Genomic DNA, 17,933 nt, shown 5'->3' on the forward strand with positions numbered 1-17,933 from the left:
GATAGTATGGCGATACATTCCACTAGGAATTTTCGAACCCTTTTACCCGTCAATCCTTTGTGTTTTTCAGGAACAACAGATGGTGTTATATTTTGGTTCGCTACCTTGTTCATCATAGGTCCACCTCTTTTTTGTTCAAATAAGCATATAGCGGGAATGCCAATGCAGAAACAAGTAGGAATAAAATTACATTTCCAGCGGTGGATAGACCATAAAAGCCTGCTTGGTATTGCTTATAGATAATAGAAGCAATTAAATCTGTGCTAAAGCCTGGGCCACCCTTTGTCATTGCCCAGATTAAGTCAAAGGAACGAAGACCACCGATAAATGCTAGAATGATAACAGAGTTCATCGCAGGACGGCTCAGCGGCAGGATAATGTTCCAGAACTTGTGCCAGGCGTTTCCGCCATCAATCATAAGAGCTTCATAGTAATCCTCTGGAATAGACATAATCCCGGCGATAAAGATTACAGTTGCCATTCCTACACCCTTCCACACATCAACCAATGCGACGGAAAGAAGTGCGATTTTGCTGTCACCTAACCAGTCTGGACCTACAATCCCTACTGCTTGTAATGCCAGGTTAATCAATCCTTGCGTCGGGTGCATCATCATTGCAAATGCCATCCCGATTGCGATTGTACTTAAAAGAGTTGGGAAGAAGACCATAGAGCGGATAAAGCTCACTGTTTTGAGCTTTGAGCTAAGGAATACACCAAGAAGTAAGCCAAGAATGACCTTAAGACCACATGTCACAATGGCGTAGATAATCGTATTTTTAAATCCGATATTCAGAGAAGGCTCTGTCAGAAATGTTTTAAAGTTTTCTAATCCGATAAATTTCCAATCTGTGAGGGACCACCATGTCATACTAAAAAATAAGGACATAACGGTAGGAAGTAAGAAAAATACAAAATAAATAATGCCGGCTGGAATGAGAAACATATACGTATATGTCCGATTTGTAAGACTATTCATTTCGCTGAATCTCCTCTCTATAACCTAAGTCAAAAAGCAGCCCTGTCGAACACTGACAGGGCCTCGCTTTTTAAGTGTAACCTCAGCAGATTACCAGCCCTTTAAGCCAAGCTGCTTCGCTTGCTTTTCTACGTCTTGATCGTAGGCTGCCGCTCCTTCTTTCGCCGATTTCATACCGCCGCCTACCTCTGATGTGATTTGTGGCAAGTTTGGTCCTTTTAACGGGCTTAAGAATTCAAGTGCCGGTGCTGTTTTGCCTTCGTCAAAGTATGGAATCATGTCTTTTACTGCAGCATAGACATTGTCCGGAAGCTTTACATCCTTGATTGCAGGTGGACCATCAGGAGTTGCTTTAGACATGTATAGCTGTTGAGATTCTGGAGAAACGAAGAACTCTGCCCATTTCTTTGCTTCGTCTACATGCTCGCTTGCTTTGTTAATATAAATAGCACCTGGTGCCCATGCTGTGATACCATTTTTATCAGCGCTGTCACCAGGCTGCGGGAAGAATCCAATATCATCAATTTGATCTGGATACAATTTTGCAAGGTTTGCTAGCGCGAAGGAAATCATTGGATATTGTACGCCTGTACCCTCAGCTAGCATTTTTAATCCTGCCTCATAACCTGTCGCGTTGAAGTCTTTGTTCATGTAGCCCTTTTTGCTGATTTCCTCTAGTTTTTCAAAGCTTCTAAGGGTGGCTGGTGTTGTCGCCATTTTCGCCTTATTCGCTGTGAAATCTTCTGGGAAGGATGGGCTTTCTGCTAGAACATTATAGTTGTCTGCAAGGAGAATAACCTGAGATGTCCATGTATCCTTGTATGTGCCAATAACCGCTGTTTTACCAGCTGCTTTAATTTTTTCATTGTTTGCCATCAGCTCGTCCCATGTTTTTGGAATAGAAAGACCAAGCTCTTTATATACCTTTTTATTGTAGAACCAACCGCCTGAGTTGAAGGTGCCAACAGGAACGCCGTATACCTTTTTGTTTACTGTTACCGCTGTCTTAAATGTATCCAAAATTGTGTCCATATAAGGTTCATTTGTGAGATCCACAAAATTCTTCTCTGGATTTAATGCTTGCATAAGTGAACCTGAGTTATACGCTATTAAGTCTGTTGCGTCACCTGTGGAAAGACGTGTTTTAATTAGGTTGTCACCCTCTGAACCGCCTGGACGAGTTTCGATTTCAGTCTTAATATGGTATTTTTTCTCAAATTCTGCTGCAACAGCCTTGTATCCTTCCATTGCTGCAGGACTTTGGTTATCCATTAATAATGTAAGAGTTGTTTCTTTAGAATCTCCCCCGCCCGAAGCGCTTTTGCTATCACTGCTGCCGCATCCAGCTAAGATACCTGCAAAAAGTGCTGTCGTAGATAATACCGCTAAGATTTTCTTTTTTGTTTTCATCATGCTATGCTTCCCTCTCCCTCTAGTAGTAAGTGCTTTCGCACCTAATAACAAGTTTGGAATCGCTTTCTTTAAACTCTACAGAAATATCTTTACATAAAAGGTATTACTAAATAATTGCGTAACGTACAGCTTGATAACCTGTTTCTTAATCTCTGGGGCCCTTTGATTTAACTTAATTGTAAGTGCTTTCAAAAGTATTTGTAAGTGCTCTTTTTTTGTATTACGTCTGTTTTTTTTGGATTCATACAAAAAAACAATACATTATAACTACCACCGTTTTTATTTATTTCTGTTTTAGAATCTGCTCGATACTCTTCATAAGTGGTTATATAAAACCATAAAAAACCCCTCCTTCACAATATGTGAAAAAGGGGTTTGTTCACTCAAAAGGAATCCTTATATTGCCCTGGCTTCATCCCAACATGCTTCTTAAACAGCTCTGAGAAATGCCGATAGCTATGATACCCTACCTTCTCGCTAACATCAGCAATCTTATAGCCTTCCCGAAGCAGCTCCTTTGCACGCTCCATGCGTAGCTGTGTTAAATATTTAATATAAGACTGACCCATTTCTTCTTTAAACAGCAGGCTGAAGTAGGTAGCATTCATCCCGACATGCTCTGATACCTCCTGAAGCGTTAGGTCCTCATTATAATGCTGCTTCATATACGCACAAGCACTTTCTACGGCTTCATGCTTGGCGCTCGAGCGAACATCGAGTGTCCAATCCATCAGCATCTCCATCTGAGCGCGCAGCCATGCAAACATTTCCTCCTTTGTACGTATGCTTCGTATCTCTAGATGAGGCAGATAGTCCGCCTGACGAATTTTATATACATCTTCTCCTGTTTCCTTCGCTACCTCCATAGCGAGGTACACAAGCTTCAATATTTCACGTTCCATAATATCAGGATTCAGTCTTTCTGATTCTAACTGCTTAATAAAAATATCAAGCTGCCCAAGCAGACCTGCTTTATCTCCGGTACGCATATAAAAAATAACTGCCTCTTCTTGCTCTGATAGACTTGCTGGAATTTTTGGATTTTCCCCGATATCTTCAAAGCGAGTCCACCCTTTCTCCTCCATAAACTGTCCATACCGCAGTGCTTGTAAAGCCTCTCGGTAGCTTTTCCCAGCATCTGTGATTTGCTCATATGTCCGGCCAACACCAGCAGGCTCCGTCCAATATAAGAGCTGATTCCATACATCTGTTGCGTCCTCCTGAAAATGAAAGACAGCAATCAGCTGCTCTAAGCCGTTTCGGACATGAATTGCCTGATAGGAATCAGCATCATCTAAGGCAAGATCATCTCTAGAGAGAGCAATAACAGTTACACCTGTAACCTCGTCCGCTTTTTCCCCAAAAGAATCGCGCCACTTCGCTTCTGCCTCCTCGCCGCGAAGAAGCAAATCTAACGTTGCCTTCTCCAAGAGTTCCTGTCTGCTGTCCTCCCATTTCAGCTGTAACGAGGAAACCGCTTTCTCCCGTTCTATTCTTTCGATGGTTTTTGTGATCGCATCCTCAATCATCGGGATTGTAATCGGCTTTTCTAAATAATCAGCCACGCCTAATTTAAGAGCGCGCTTTACATATTCAAATTCATTAAAGCCGCTAAATACAATGCACATGGTATCAGGTGCTGCAGCTAATATCTTTTCAATCACCTGTAAGCCGTCCATACCAGGCATACGAATGTCGGTAAACACAATATCAGGACGATGCGCTTCAAACAAGCTCCACGCGGCATTTCCATCGGTCGCTGTACCTACTAGCTCAATTCCGTATTTTGACCAGTCAATCATTGCCTGCAGTCCCTGCAGTACAATATATTCGTCGTCAAAAATTACTGCCTTTAGCATATTTTATTCCCCCCTCGCATCTTCTCGGAAGCGAATTTCAACGCTCGTTCCCTCACCTACTACGCTTGAAATATTTAATTCACTATCATTTCCATAGCATAGCTGCAGCCGTTCTTGGACATTGCGTAAGCCGTATCCTTGCTCGATCGCATTCATATCCTCTATCCCAACACCGTCATCCTTAACGGTAAAAGCAATCCAACCGTCCTCAGTTCTGCCTGTTACATGAATGCTTCCCTCTCCGACCTTCGGCTCCAATCCATGATAAATTGCGTTCTCCACGAGTGGCTGCAGCAGCAGCTTAAGCATTTCCTTATTCATTAAAGATGGATCAACATCCTCAATATACTGAAATCGATTATGATAGCGCATATTTTGAATCGTCATATAATGCTGGATATGCTCTAATTCCTGTGACACCAAAATCATATCCTTCCCATTATTTAAGCTCAATTTGAAGCTTTGTGACAGCGCCACTGCCATTTTGGCAAGGTCATGATTGTTCTGTAAAATGGCCATCCAATACATTGAATCTAGTGTATTGTATAAAAAATGCGGCTTAATCTGCGCTTGCAATGCTCTGAGCTCTGCCTCTCTTTCTTTCAATTGAGCACTGATCAGCCGTTCATTCAGTTCTTTATTTTCAACCGTAATTCGCTCAAATGTTCGCCCAATTACACCTATATCATCTGAATGAGGCTCCTCATTTGAATTCCATAAGTTTCTCGTCCAATCCATTGCCATATTTCTGAGCTGTAATAAAGGACGAGCGATCGTCCCAGATACCATAAATGAGAAAAATAAAGAAATGAAAGCAATAAAGAGGGAAATGGAAGCCGTTACAATTCCAATCCGGTTCGATTGCTTAAGCAGTTTATTTTCCTTCGTAACTTGCGCAAATGTCCAACCTGTTGTCTGATTGATATCACTGCTTACAAGATATCCTTTCTTCTGCAGCTTCGCAAAGGTTTCTGTGGTACTTTTCCCAAGACTGTCCTTAATCTCAAACGATGGAGGATAATTATAGATCGCTTGTACCTTATCATTAGAAGCATCCAGCACAACAAATGAACTGTCCTCACTCTCCTTAAATACCCTTGAAAACATAGATTTTTTAATATTTATAACTAACAATCCCGTCGTCACCGGATTAAATAATTGTTCAGGATCTTTTAATAGCTTCACCGAGGAAAATGTGCTGCCGAACCCGCTTCCTGTTAGGACATTGTAGCCAAAAAATACTGCTTTTCCATTCGCCTTTGCGCTCTTTTGATACCAATCATTGAGAGAAATTTCTCCATGTACGCCCCCAGTTCCATATATCCCCGTACTGTTCGAATTTCCATAGCATACCGAATGATTTTGCACATCAAACAAGCAAATAGAATCAATATCCTGTGTATCAATTAGATAGCTGGCAATTAGATTCTGGATACGTTTCGTTGTACTCTCGCCAAGAACATTTTGTTCGTCACCTTGGGCTTGTGCACTCTCCTTTAATTGTTGATGAACATCCTTGTTCCATGAAATGAGACGCTCCATATTGATGACATTGCGAAATAATAAATCTGCAACCTCACTTGATGTTTGAAGATGATTTTGCGTTGACTCCATTTGGTTTTGCAGCAAGGCATCCTTAGCAATATTGTAGGAAAGGAATCCAAGCAAAAATAAGGGCGGAATAGTCAAGCCAATCAAAAAAGTAAAATACTTGTATCTAATTTTTTCGTTTTTAAATCGTAACAGTCGCTTTTGAAATCGTTGCTTCATTGTACAACCTGCCTTTTACAAAAGGTTAACCACTGTAGTGATAACCAATATTTTCTTAGTATACTCGTTTACATTGCTACTATCATACACTTCTACTCCAATACAAAAAAGCCATGAGTATTTATTCTCTTTATACTCGCGGCTTTTTGATTCCTTAAAGAAAATTCGCCGACTGGCGAGCCCTGCCCTTGGGCGAAGACAGAGGTATAGCCCTACTTATACTTTCTTCCTAAAATTTCTCACTACGTCGAATGGTCTCCCAGCTAGAAATTTATCCTTTCTTAAAGTGTAAGAAGCCTAAACTTGTAATGAAAAGCTAACTCGATGTATCTGAAAATCTTGTGAATAATCGTATATTCTCTGTCATGCGCAATAGAACTTAATGGCCCCTTAACAATTGTAAGTGTTTTCATTTTTTTTGATAAGTATCTATTTTTTGGTTTATGTCTGTTTTTTTTGTATTTCCTTTTTAATTGGTGTAAATTTCCCCATAATACCTAATAAAGGATTTACTGATATTGCTGACGCACAACAAGCCGATTTTTCCTACGCTAAGCAAGGAAGAATCGGCTTTTGTCATGATTGATTAAGATGTTGTAAAGATTATAATGTTGTGTTTCAGCTTGTTTTACCACTTTATATTTACATCATCTATCTATTAAAGCTTCAACACTGCCTTTTCAACATATTCACGTCTTATGCCAGTAAGTAGTGTAAAAAGGAATTTCTAGATAGATTGAACAACAGCTAATTTCTCCTGTTTTTCATTCAACTGATGGATCATATCGGCCATCGCTTCCTCTGTAAACATACCGCCGCTGAAGTTCGAAAGTGCACGAAGCGGCAGGTATCTCATCATCGCTTCAAACATATCCGAAGCATGTTCATCTTCAGGGCCTGCGCTCATAAGTGGATTATGCTCGTTTGCTTTTGCAAGTAGTTCTTTCGCTAACGGTGCAAGCAGCGGATCGGCTAACAAATCACCAACAAGCGTATTTCTGTGAATTGGCTTGTGAACCGAAACGGTAGATTCAACAACAACGCTGTCATGTAGGCGAATGTCCTGAGAAGATGCTCCTATTAGAATTCCAAATTCCCCTGTTTCCACATGCCAATCCTCGAGGTCCACATTGTAATATGCAAATGCTCGTTTATCTAATGTGAATACAACCGTTTTTTCCTCGCTTGGCTGCAGTGCAACCTTCTCAAAGCCCTTCAGTTCTTTTTCAGGTCTTACCACACTGCTTTGGATATCCTTTACATATAGCTGGACGATTTCTTGTCCGGCAACAGCTCCTGTATTTTTCACGTTTACACGGACTGTCACTGCATCTGTATCCTTCAATTCCTTTTTATCAATAGAAAGATTGCTGTATTCAAATGTTGTATAGCTTAATCCATAACCAAATGGGAATAAAGGTTCCACACCCTTTGCATCATAGTAACGATATCCAACAAAAATGCCTTCCTTATACTCTACTTTATCTCCTTCTCCAGGGAAGTGTAAGAAGGATGGGTTATCGCTTAGCTGCTGCGGGAAAGTTTCAGCTAATTTTCCACTTGGATTTGTATCGCCAAATAATAGATCCGCAATTGCACCGCCTAACGCTTGCCCGCCTAAATAACCTTCAAGCACACCTTTTGCTTTAGGGAGCCATGGCATTTCAATTGGTGAACCATTGCTTAGAACAACAACAATATTTTCATTAACCTCCGCTACCGCATTCAACAAAGCAAGATGATTATCCGGCATACGCAGATGCTGACGATCATACCCTTCTGATTCGTAACGATCAGGAAGACCTACAAATAAAATCACTGTCTCCGCCGCAGCAGCTGCTCTCTTTGCTTCCTCCAGCAATGCTGCATCAATCGCATCACTCGTTAAGCTATATCCGTCCGCATATAATACGTTCGTGCTGCTGCCAGCTGTTTTTTGAATTTCTTCTAGAATATTTTCAAGCTTGGTCGGTTTAATATGAGAGCTGCCACCGCCTTGATATCTTGGCTTCTTCGCAAATTCTCCAATCACCGCCACTGTCCCCGCTTTTTTGAGCGGAAGAATATTAGCTTCATTTTTCAGTAGTACCATACTTTCTCTAGCTACCTCTCTAGCAAGCTGATGGTGCGCCTCTTGATCATAAGCTGCGTTTTCCTGTTTATGATCCACTGCCATAAAAATGATTCGTAATATTCTTTCCACAGCACGATCTAGCCTCTCCTCAGATAGCTCACCGTTTTTTACCGCATTTACAATCTTTTGATCGCCAATCCCGCCGCTTGTCGGCATTTCCAGCTCTAAACCAGCCTCCAAGCCTGCCGCGCGCTCATTCACTGCACCCCAATCGGACACAACAAAGCCTTCAAAACCCCATTCTTCCTTTAAAATATCCGTTAATAAATAAGAATTTTCGGATGCGAATTCACCATTTACCTTATTATAGGAGCACATCACCGTCCATGGCTGTGATTGCTTCACCGCACCTTCAAAGCTAGCTAAATAAATTTCTCTAAGTGTTCTTTCATCGACAATCGCATCTGTAGACATTCTGCGATGCTCTTGGTTATTTGCCGCAAAGTGCTTAAGAGATGTTCCAACCCCTTGGCTTTGCACACCTTTAATATGATTTGCTGCCATTTCAGAAGATAAATATGGATCTTCAGAAAAATATTCAAAGTTTCTTCCGCATAATGGTGACCGTTTAATATTTGCGCCAGGCCCAAGCAGAACAGCTACATCCTCCGCCTGACATTCTTCTCCTAACGCAACACCAACACGCTCAATCAAGTCGCGATTCCAAGAGCTCGCCATTCCTGCGGCAGATGGGAAGCATGTTGCTGGAACGCTATCAAAAAGACCTAGATGGTCAGCTCCTTGTTTCTGCTTCCGAAGTCCATGCGGTCCGTCTGTTACCATGATGGATGGAATACCCAATCTCTCAATTCCTTTTAAATTCCAAAAATCTAATCCTGAACAAAGACCTGCTTTTTCTTCTAATGTCATTTGTGAAATGAGTGCTTGTATATCTCTAGTCATGATAATCCTCCAATCGGTAACGCTTTTAGTAAGCGCTATCTTTTTCCTTAAGTTGATTATAGCTTTTTCTAATTTTCATTTATGGTATAATAGTCAGAAATTTAGTATCCTTCGTCAATTTTTTATTTTTCATTAGAAAGAAGGTTTTCACTATATGAATATGATTCCTGCTGTAAAGGATTTAGAATATATTTGTAAGCTTATGTACGAAACATACAAAATACCGATTTTCTTTCTGGATTCGAACGGAGAAATCGTGCTCGAATTCTCCTCTAACTATGTGCACCATCCTTTGTATGCATCAAAACAAGGTATAATTCAACAGCTCTTCCATCCAGATGACCCGCAGCAATTCCCTATATTCCGAACAACAAATTATCTAGAGAGCTTTTTTTCTATTTGTTTAAAGGACAATGACGGATTTCAAGGAGTTATTATGATGGGACCTACCCTGTCCTCTCCGCTATCAGAAGTAATGATAAAAGGGCTTATAAATGACTTTCATTTACATAAAGAGCAGCACAGCGTCATCCACTATTACCAATCCCTTCCCGTTTTAAACAGCCTAAGATTTATACATATAAGCATGCTTCTCTACTACATGATTTACAAAGAACAATTGGATATTCCCATGATTCTTCAACATAATAAAACCTTGGACAGACCACAAGTTGAGATGGAAAATCCTGATTTAGCTATTGCAGAGAGACGACAAAATACATTCTTTCATCATGATCCTATATATGAAAAAAGAATTATGCAATTTGTAAAGGAGGGACGTAAGGAGGAAGTAATTAAGCATTGGAGATCTGCTGCCGAAGAAGGCGGCTTCGGAACTCTTTCTAAAAAAAGCCAATTGCGCAGCCAGAAAAACCTGGCAATCACAAGCATTACACTCATTACCAGAGCTGCGATGGAAGGCGGATTATATCCTGAAGCCGCTTATACATTAAGTGACTTCTATATCCAAAATATTGAGGAGCTAACAACCAGTAAAGACGTAGATCATTTATTAGAGGATGCCCTATATGACTTTACAGAACGTGTACAAAATGTTCAAAGGCAAAAGTATTCAAAACCGATCCATCTTTGCCAAAGCTATATTTTCACACATCTCTATGAAGAAATTACGCTTGCTGATCTCGCTAACGTAACAGGTATGAATCCGAGGTATATATCTAGTCTCTTTAAAAAAGAAGTTGGGATTTCTATCAGTGAGTACATTCAGCGTGAAAGAGTTGAGGAAGCAAAGAACTTAATGACGCTTACCAATCATTCTTTAGCAGAAATCTACAGCATGCTGAATTTTCACGATCAAAGTCATTTTACGAAGGTTTTTAAAAAGTTTATAGGTGTGACGCCAAAGCAGTTTAAGGATAAACCGCTGAAAATCTAGAACCTGCCCCTTTTTACAAAATTCAAAAGGTCTGTGGAGTAAGCTGCTTTTCCACAGACCTTTTCATCAATGGCTATTCTTCCTTTGAATTACATAAGATTTTGATTTAATGTTTGACCTTTACGCGTTTGATAAACAAAGCACAAACAAGACCAACAAGCGCAACTATCATCGCAAAAACAAATGCCTGTTGAACTCCTGCAGTTAACGCATTCGGTATGATAGCGGGATTTGCAGGCTCCTTGGCGTTCTGTAAGTAGTCGTGTTGACCTGCCGCCATAATACTTACCGCTACCGCAGTACCAATTGCACCAGCTATTTGCTGAAGGGTATTCATAATGGCTGTTCCATCTGGGTAAAGCTCTCGAGGCAATTGGTTTAATCCATTTGTTTGCGCCGGCATCATAATCATGGAGATACCAATCATTAAACAAGTATGCAATACAATAATTGTCATAACGGTAGACGTAGTTGTTACATCCGAGAAGAACCAGAGAATAATAGAAACTAGGATAAATCCTGGAATGACAAGCCATCTTGGTCCATATTTATCAAACAAGCGTCCTGTAAGTGGTGACATTAAGCCGTTAATAATACCGCCTGGCAATAGTAATAACCCAGCGATAAATCCAGATAAAGCAAGACCTCCCTGTAAATACATCGGCAGGAGCAGCATTGAAGACAAAATCACCATCATACAGATAAATACCATCAATAGTCCCATTGTAAACATAGGGTACTTAAAGACCCTTAAATTAATCATCGGCCGCTCCATAGACAATTGACGAATTGTAAAAAGAAGGAGCGAGATTAAACCTGCAATTAAAGAAATAATGACAGTTGGACTTGTCCAGCCACCGGCCCCCTCCCCTGCATTACTGAAGCCAAAGACAATGCCGCCGAAGCCAATCGTCGATAATAGGATGGATAAAGGATCAATTTTAGGTTTTGTAATAGTGGATACATTTTGCATATAAGTCATTCCAAAAACAAGTGCAAATAACAGGAAAGGAAGGGAAATCCAAAAGATCCAATGCCAGTTAAGATGCTCGACAACCAATCCGGAAATAGTTGGTCCGATAGCTGGAGCAAACATAATAACAAGACCAATCGTTCCCATCGCAGCCCCGCGCTTATGGGGTGGAAAAATCACTAAAATAGTATTGAACATTAAAGGTAAGAGCAACCCTGTGCCAACTGCTTGAATAACCCGTGCCAAGAGCAAAAAGGAAAAGTTAGGAGCTATAGCGGCAATAACTGTCCCTAAAATTGAAAAGCATAATGTTGCTGTAAAGAGCTGTCTAGTAGTAAACCACTGAAGAAGAAGTCCTGAAACAGGAACTAAAATACCTAGCACCAATAAATAACCGGTAGTTAACCACTGAACCGTTGCCGCCGTGACTTGAAGCTCCTTCATCAAATCGCTTAAAGCCATATTTAATGCTGTCTCACTAAACATGCCGATAAAGCCGCTAACGAGTAAAGAAACCATGATAGGCAATACTCTAATCTCTTTGACTTCTACTTGCTTTGAAAGTATATTTGCTTCCATATTATCCCCTTTCGAGACTTTTAAAATTAGACCAGTCTCTATATTAATATTAGAGAAATAGCATTTTGGCTATTTCTACTTACTTCTTCAGTAAAATCGGAATTTGCTTGGCGATCAGAAGGAGCGGTGTGCTATCCTTATTTGTTAAAGAACGAAGGATGCCCCCCTCAATCATTGAATTAATCACCATGCCTAATTCCTTTGCTGTTTCTTCAGGAAATCCACCTTGAATCAGTTTTTTAGTGTACGTATCTTCCCAAGTTTCGAAGGCTTGCTGACAAGCCTTTCGTAACGGCTCGCTCATTAATGCTGTTTCAGCTGCTAATAAGCCGACAGGAAAACCTGTAATATCTTCAACCTTATTGAATTCCTTCGCAACCTCAGTAATAGAAAATTGAATCGCTTTATCAGGCTCTGCAATCTCTTTGAAAATTTTCTCTGTTTTAGCTTGAACAAAGTCTTTCATGTTATTTACAGCTTCTATTGCTAGCTGTTCTTTTCCATTTGGAAAGTGATAATAAAGAGAGCCTTTAGGTGTTTCACTTTCAGTTAGGATCTGATTTAATCCAGTAGCATGGTACCCTTGTAGTTGAAAAAGCCGCGATGCAGTTTTAATGATTTTGTCGCGCGTTTCTCTTTTGGCATTTTTATCATTCATACAATATACACCTCCAAAGGGGCAGGAAAGCTAATCTCAAAAATATGGTGACTGGTCTATTTTAGTTTTTTTAATTTTAATTGTCAAGATTGCAGCACCAATCTGAATTGAAGGTCTCTTAAGATAACAAATGATTCTTGGATAGACCATGCAATGTACGTTAAAGAAAACTGGCCGACTGGCGAGCCCTGCCTTTGGGCGAAGACAGAGGCGTAGTTGCACTTATACTGTATCCCTAAAATTTCCCACTACGTCGGATTCACTTCTAGCTGGAAATTTATACTTTCTTACAATGTAAAGTAAAAAGACAGCTTCAACAAGGAGTGAAGACTGTCCGGAGTGAGATTGAATTCATATAGAAATTATTTGGGCCAGAGCATCGTGCATTTACAGTTAAAATTCAGAGATTCCGTGTACTATCTTGAAGTTTATACGCCAAATTTCTTCGGACCAATCCATAATAGGAGAGAAGAGCCATAAGACTTGCTGATAAAATAACGACACCCATTGGAATAGCTGTATACTCTCCGGCTATTCCCACAAGTGGAGCAGTTAATGAACCTAGTATAAATGGCAATAGACCTAATAGTGCAGAAGCACTTCCCGCAATATGTCCTTGTGTCTCCATCGCTAACGAAAAAGATGTTGTAGCAATAATTCCGATAGAAGCTACCAAAAAGAATATAGGAACAACAATAACTAATAGCGGTGCTTTTAAAAGAAAAGCGACTAATAGCACAGCCCCTGCCACATTAGAAATCATTAATCCTATCTTTAAAAAAGCTCTCTCTGAAATAACATCTGTAAAGCGGCCAACTAGCTGACTTCCAATAATTAAAGCAATACCATTGATTCCAAATAATAGACTAAATTCTTGTGGAGACACCCCATAAATATTCTGATACACAAAAGGGATACCCGATACATAAGCAAAGATTCCTGCAATAATAAAGCCTTGTGTAAGAGCATAGCCTGCGAACTGACGGTCCTTTAATAAAGAACCGAAGTTTTTCAATATTTGCGAAAAGTCACTTGGGATACGTTTTTCCTTTGGCAATGTCTCTTCCAAATTCCATGAAATAGTCAAAAATAATAGTAAGCCAATACAAGCCAATACAATGAAAACCCCTGTCCAATTTGTAAAAGCAAGGATACTGCCGCCAGCAATTGGTGCAACAATTGGTCCAAGATTCCCTACTAGCATCAATAAAGCGAAGAACTTAGTCAATTCCCTTCCGCTATAAACATCGCGAACAACCGCCCTGGAAATAACGAGTCCGCCAGCCGCCGCAAAGCCTTGTATAAAACGAGCACCGATAAAGGTATAAATATTTGGTGCAAATGCACATGTTAGCGAAGCTAATAAATACAAAATAAGAAAACTAAGCAATGGCTTACGTCGTCCTTGAACATCACTCATTGGACCAATAATCAATTGCCCCAATCCCAAGCCTAAAAGGCATGTCGTTAAACTAATTTGTACTAAGGAAGCACTCGTATGATATTCTTTAACAATAGTAGGGAATGCAGGCAAATACGTATCTATTGTAAAAGGACCTAAAAGTCCAAGCGATCCTAAAAGTAAAGCAAGCTGCAGTCGTTTGGTTTTTGTTAGATTTTTCAAGCCTTTCTCACCTTTCTGTCGAAACATTCATTTTCTATAAAACTTTAAAACACTTTATCTACTTCACTTAACCCTATTGCAAGGTTTCAACGTGTTGGCCAACAGCATTGAAAATCAAGAAGCCGTATCATAACTCGCCGATTGGCGAGCCCTGCTCTTGGGCGAAGACAGAGGCGCAGCCCTACTTATACTGTATTCCTAAAATTTCTCACTACGTCGAATTGTCCGCCAGCTAGAAATTTATACTTTCTTACAGTGTAAAAGACACTGGCTCTTGATTTTCCCTATTCCTCGGTTATCCGTCTATTCCTTTTAACTGATAAGGGGTAAATCAATGTTCCATGATAAAACTCCTTTTCCTATAGTAATTTAATTTCTCTCTCCTATAACAAAAAATTTTGCACCCGTACTTCTCCATAAGAGTCAGTACATTTCCGATTCCAACACTGATGTTTCACAACGCCAAGGACAGGCATAAATATTATGTAAATTACGTCAGTAACAATATTATGCATGCACATGCATACAAATTAACATGTAACAAATACTCCGTCAAGTTTAATGAATTCAACCCAAAAAGATGGAATCTCATTTTCCCGCCCACAGCCGGATATAACAAGTTCCATCAAGATTGTAATTGACGAATCAATCGTTGCAGCTCTTCCTGAATTGTTTCTTGAGCAAAAGCCTTCTCAAGGACTTGATTAAACGTAACGGACGCTTTTTTTAGTTCTTCTTCTCCCTCAGCTGTTAAGGATGTGAAGATGGCTCTGCGATCATCTACGCAAATATGCCTTTTTAATGCTCCGCAGTCCTTTGCCTCAAATCGGCTTACTAATCTTGACATGGCGCTTTGACTCAAACCAACCATATTCTGAAGCTGTTGCAATTTTAATTTTTTCTCAGGAGCTTCCGATAAAAATAAAAGCACATAAAACTCTTTCAAAGATAGTTTATGCTTCTCTTGAAGTATACCTTCTAATTCATTCGTGATTTTCATTTGGATATTGGTTAAGGACAACCAATTTGCTATCAATGGTTTGTTTTGACTTAATTCCATTTGTGCCACCAATCCTAAGTTCTTTCTACAAGCAATGAACATCATTGATAAAATAAATACGATTATCAAATATCGACTTCATTCATTGTCTTTCCTAATAGTAACAAGGAATCATTTTAACAGTCAAATGGGATTATTTTAACTTTTTTCTATTCTAACAGCTTTTCATTTATGATTGTCTTTTCTAAGGAATGAGCTTTACATATTTCACTACTGTTTACTAAAGAAAACTCGCCGATTGGCAAGCCTGCTTTTGGGCGAAGACAGAGGCGTAGTTGCACTTATACTTTGTTCCTAAAATTTCTAACTACGTCGAATTATCTTCCAGCTAGAAATTTATATTTTCTTAAAGTGCAAAAATAAAAAGACGAAAGGTTTGGTGTTATTGCACTTAGACCCTTCCGTCTTTTTCCTGTGCCTAATGGATTGGAATTGTGTAGGCTAGTATGTGTTAATACATGAGGAACGCTTCATAACCAACTACTGAGATTATGCCACCGAATCGTTAAATCTTTACCCATAATCCTGCAGATGGAACCTCATCTATTTATGTTTCGATACGATTACAGCCCTGTTTTTTCGTGAATATAACGGCGGGCTTTCAACGCGTATTCAAGAGGATTCGCTACTGCCGGATCCTGCTCAGCCTCTACAACAAACCAGCCTGTATAATCAGAAGCCGCAAGCGTTGTAAACACTTCATCAAACTCGATACCACCATCACCTGGAACAGTGAAAGCACCTGCTTTTACTGCCTGCAAAAAGCTTAAATCCTCTTCCTTCACGCGAGTGACCACTTCCGGGCGGATGTCTTTTAAATGCACATGCTTAATGCGAGGCAGGTGCTTTTTCAGTACATGAATTGGATCCTCTCCTGAAAATACGAGATGTCCTGTATCAAACAACAAGGAAACAAGCTTTGGATCTGTTAGCTCCATCAACTTATCAATTTCTTCTGTTGTTTGAATCCCTGTTCCCATATGGTGGTGGAATACAATATCCATATCCTTCTCTGCAGCCAGCTCACCAAGGCGATGCAAGCCATCTACCAACAGCTTCCACTCTTCTTCTGTAAAGACAGGCTTTGCTTTGTAAACAGGCACCGTTTGACCTTGCACGCTTTTGCCTTGCTCCGATACAACGATAACCTTCGCACCCATCGCATGTAAGAAATCGCGGTGTTCGATGAAAGCTTCCACTGTTTCCTCTAGGGGCTTTGTTGTTAAAAACGCGCTAAACCAAGCGCTTGCGATTTGCAATCCCCGAAGCGATAACGCCTTTTTCAATACCTCTGTATTACGCGGATACTTATTTCCTACTTCACTGCCAGTGAATCCTGCTAACGCCATTTCGCTTACGCACTGCTCAAATGTATTCTCGCCGCCAAGCCCTGGAAGATCATCATTTGTCCAAGCAATTGGAGCGATCCCAAGTTTGATTGTATTTTCTTTAAACATGTCCACTTTCTCCCTTACGCTCTTATTAGAAATCGATTTACATAAACGATTTAATTTGCTATAAGCTCATTTTCCGCATGGTCAATCTTAACTGGCTGACCCTTGAGTAAAGACTCCTTCGCCGCCTTTGCAATACGCTCTGCTTGAAGCCCATCATTTCCACTGCAAATTACAGCTTGATTTTCAGCGATTGATTTCACAAACTGAGTTACTTCCTCGATATATGCTTGTGTATAGCGTTCAAGGAAAAAATACAATGGCTTATCTTTTACTACACCATCCACTGTAGATACTTCTACAGTTGTCGGGCGACAGTTATCAGCTGTTGCTGCTCCTTTTGCCCCAAAGATTTCCACACGCTGATCATATCCATATACAGCTTGACGGCTATTATCAATTACTCCAATGGCACCATTTGCAAACTTCAATGTAACAATAGCAGTATCGATATCTCCTGCTTCCCCAATCGCAGGATCAACTAAAACCGCTCCTTGAGCAGACACTTCTACTACTTCACTATCCATTACATAGCGTGCCATATCAAAGTCATGAATCATCATGTCCATGAACAATCCACCTGAATTCAGAATATAATCAACACCTGGTGGCTGCGGGTCTCTAGATGTAATTTTCAGAATATGAGGCTGGCCGATTTCCCCTTGCTGCACAAGATCACGTACCTTTTTGAAATTTGGATCGAAGCGGCGGTTAAAACCAACCTGTAATAGTACGCCCTCTTCTTCTACTACACGTAATGCTTCAATTGTCTGCTCCGCAGAGAAGCTAACTGGCTTTTCACAGAAAATATGCTTCTTCGCACGAGCTGCCTCTTGAATGATTTGCGCATGCGTGCTTGTTGGAGAGCAAATAAATACTGCATCAATTTCAGGGTCTCCCAATAAATCCTGGTAATTCGTTGTTAAAACGGAAATCCCTTTGCTAGCAGCCCATTCCTGTAAATGATCTACAACTACATCCGAAACCGCTTTAATTTTTACTTGCGGAACTGATAAAAGGTTATCTACATGTAATCTTCCAATACGTCCTGCACCAATAATTCCTAATGTAATTAAACTCATATGAATTCTCCTTTTTATGAAAAATTTAAGAAAAGATAAAGAAAACTTG

At 40.1% G+C, this 17,933-nt stretch carries 12 protein-coding genes; 1 reads left to right on the forward strand and 11 read right to left on the reverse strand.

The window, feature by feature from the left end; all coding sequences use genetic code 11:
• Nucleotides 1-112 precede the first annotated feature (112 nt).
• From AAHB12_RS20425 to AAHB12_RS20445, 5 genes are all read right to left on the reverse strand, one after another.
• Nucleotides 113-979, reverse strand: coding sequence for a carbohydrate ABC transporter permease (locus tag AAHB12_RS20425; protein ID WP_129730094.1), 867 nt, complete (start codon nt 977-979; stop codon nt 113-115).
• Between the two features lie 90 nt (nt 980-1,069).
• Nucleotides 1,070-2,392: an ABC transporter substrate-binding protein gene (locus AAHB12_RS20430; protein ID WP_129730092.1), complete on the reverse strand. Its 1,323-nt coding sequence runs from the start codon at nt 2,390-2,392 to the stop codon at nt 1,070-1,072.
• Nucleotides 2,393-2,775: 383 nt separating this feature from the next.
• The gene (locus AAHB12_RS20435; RefSeq protein ID WP_342046803.1) at nt 2,776-4,251 is read right to left on the reverse strand and encodes a response regulator; all 1,476 of its coding nucleotides are present in this window, start codon (nt 4,249-4,251) and stop codon (nt 2,776-2,778) included.
• A 3-nt stretch (nt 4,252-4,254) separates the two neighbouring features.
• On the reverse strand, nt 4,255-6,021 hold the full coding sequence (locus AAHB12_RS20440; RefSeq protein ID WP_342046805.1) for a sensor histidine kinase: 1,767 nt from the start codon (nt 6,019-6,021) through the stop codon (nt 4,255-4,257).
• 727 nt (nt 6,022-6,748) lie between these two features.
• Nucleotides 6,749-9,058 carry a glycoside hydrolase family 3 C-terminal domain-containing protein gene (locus tag AAHB12_RS20445; RefSeq protein ID WP_342046807.1) on the reverse strand — a complete coding sequence of 770 codons (2,310 nt, stop codon included), beginning with the start codon at nt 9,056-9,058 and terminating at the stop codon, nt 6,749-6,751.
• 154 nt (nt 9,059-9,212) lie between these two features.
• Between AAHB12_RS20445 and AAHB12_RS20450 the strand changes: the two genes are divergently transcribed.
• Nucleotides 9,213-10,454, forward strand: coding sequence for a helix-turn-helix domain-containing protein (locus AAHB12_RS20450; protein WP_342046808.1), 1,242 nt, complete (start codon nt 9,213-9,215; stop codon nt 10,452-10,454).
• 106 nt (nt 10,455-10,560) lie between these two features.
• Here AAHB12_RS20450 and lmr(B) read toward each other — a convergent pair whose 3' ends face one another.
• From lmr(B) to iolG, 6 genes are all read right to left on the reverse strand, one after another.
• Nucleotides 10,561-12,006, reverse strand: coding sequence for a lincomycin efflux MFS transporter Lmr(B) (lmr(B), locus tag AAHB12_RS20455; protein ID WP_342046809.1), 1,446 nt, complete (start codon nt 12,004-12,006; stop codon nt 10,561-10,563).
• Nucleotides 12,007-12,085: 79 nt separating this feature from the next.
• Nucleotides 12,086-12,664 (reverse strand): TetR/AcrR family transcriptional regulator, encoded by a 579-nt coding sequence (locus AAHB12_RS20460; RefSeq protein ID WP_342046811.1) that lies wholly within the window; start codon nt 12,662-12,664, stop codon nt 12,086-12,088.
• Between the two features lie 400 nt (nt 12,665-13,064).
• Entirely contained in the window at nt 13,065-14,288 is a 1,224-nt protein-coding gene (locus AAHB12_RS20465; protein WP_342046812.1) for a multidrug effflux MFS transporter, read from the reverse strand.
• 625 nt (nt 14,289-14,913) lie between these two features.
• A complete protein-coding gene (locus AAHB12_RS20470; protein WP_342046852.1) occupies nt 14,914-15,348 on the reverse strand; it encodes a MarR family winged helix-turn-helix transcriptional regulator in 435 nt (144 codons plus the stop codon).
• Between the two features lie 563 nt (nt 15,349-15,911).
• The gene (iolE, locus tag AAHB12_RS20475) at nt 15,912-16,805 is read right to left on the reverse strand and encodes a myo-inosose-2 dehydratase (RefSeq protein WP_342046813.1); all 894 of its coding nucleotides are present in this window, start codon (nt 16,803-16,805) and stop codon (nt 15,912-15,914) included.
• Between the two features lie 50 nt (nt 16,806-16,855).
• Nucleotides 16,856-17,884, reverse strand: coding sequence for an inositol 2-dehydrogenase (gene iolG / locus AAHB12_RS20480; protein ID WP_342046814.1), 1,029 nt, complete (start codon nt 17,882-17,884; stop codon nt 16,856-16,858).
• Between the last annotated feature and the right edge of the window lie 49 nt (nt 17,885-17,933).

The sequence above is a fragment of the Bacillus sp. OTU530 genome (assembly GCF_038440375.1).